A 1,102-nucleotide genomic window follows, 5' to 3' on the forward strand; every position below is an offset into this window, starting at 1 on the left:
CGATAGCGGCGTGTCAGTCAACATCGATACTGACTGATCCGCCGCCATCGCGAGCAAGCTCGCTCCCACAGGATGGAGTTTCGTCGGTCAGATCCCTTATGGATCATCCAAACCCATGCCCCGTGCTAGCATGTCGCGCCTATTTGGAGGACCCATGGCCGAACACGATTTCCGCTACACCCTGATGAACCCGCAGCACACCTTGACCGAAGTCCGCGCACTGGCGCCGGGCCGCTACCAGGTCACCGGCAATGGCGGTTCGATCCAGGCCAACGATGTGTTGCTCGTCACGCTCAAAGGCAGCAAGGACTTGTCCATGCGCCTGACCGTGGACACTGTGCGGCACCTGCTCAAGCCCATGGGCCAATGGACAGCCATGACCACCGGCCCGGTGTTCGGCGAGCTGGCGATCCACACCTGGCAGGTCAACTGCGACAGCTGCGCCAAGGAACTGAGCTTCGAATTCGCCGTCGATGCCAAGCTCGGCGTCAAGGCCGAGAAACCGGCCGCCACCGCGCGAATCGCCGAACTGGGCTGGACCACCGTGGGTGAAAAACACCTGTGCCCGAAATGCCAGGAAGCTGCCTGATGAAACGTTTGGCCCTGTCCGCGTTGATCGGCATCAGCCTGATGGGCTGTGCCGCTGAACCTGTGCAGCTGCAACATGACCGCAGCTACATCCTGGAGTGGATCGGTGAGCGGCCATTGATGGACTACAGCCATCTGACCATCACCCTTGGCAATGACGGTCGCGCCTATGGCAACGGCGGCTGCAACCACTGGTTCGCGCCCTACACCCTGGAAGGCCACCGCTTGAGCTTCGGCAAGATCGGCAGCACGCGCAAGCTCTGCGGCCCGGCGGTGATGGAGCAAGAGACGCGCTTCTTGCAGGCCCTGGAAAAGGTCGAACGCTGGGACATCTCCCCCATCGAGCAAATTCGCTTTTGGCCGGCCCAAGGCAAGCCGCTGCGGTGGTGGCTGGAGGAAGGCTGAGACCTGGGCCTCCAGACACACCCGTTTCGACCAGGGACAGGGTCAACCTGTGGCGAGGGAGCTTGCTCCCGCTGGACTGCGCAGCAGGCCCCTGCGTCCGGTCTGATGC

Annotated in this window: 2 protein-coding genes; both read left to right on the forward strand. The window is 62.5% G+C overall.

Annotation, left to right across the window (positions count from 1 at the left end):
* Positions 1-154: 154 nt before the first annotated feature.
* Positions 155-589, forward strand: a complete 435-nt coding sequence (locus tag LQ215_RS29435; protein ID WP_003204688.1) for a hypothetical protein — start codon at positions 155-157, stop codon at positions 587-589.
* A complete protein-coding gene (locus tag LQ215_RS29440; protein ID WP_230153734.1) occupies positions 589-993 on the forward strand; it encodes an META domain-containing protein in 405 nt (134 codons plus the stop codon). Before LQ215_RS29435 ends, LQ215_RS29440 begins: the two co-directional genes overlap by 1 nt.
* Positions 994-1,102: the final 109 nt, after the last annotated feature.

It is taken from the genome of Pseudomonas brassicacearum, from assembly GCF_918698105.1.
GTDB lineage: Bacteria > Pseudomonadota > Gammaproteobacteria > Pseudomonadales > Pseudomonadaceae > Aquipseudomonas > Aquipseudomonas brassicacearum_F.

Bases quoted from the DNA above. Each gene is read 5' to 3' on its own strand.
- LQ215_RS29435 (WP_003204688.1), top strand. From the start codon at position 155: ATGGCCGAACACGATTTCCGCTACACCCTGATGAACCCGCAGCACACC.
- LQ215_RS29440 (WP_230153734.1), top strand. From the start codon at position 589: ATGAAACGTTTGGCCCTGTCCGCGTTGATCGGCATCAGCCTGATGGGC.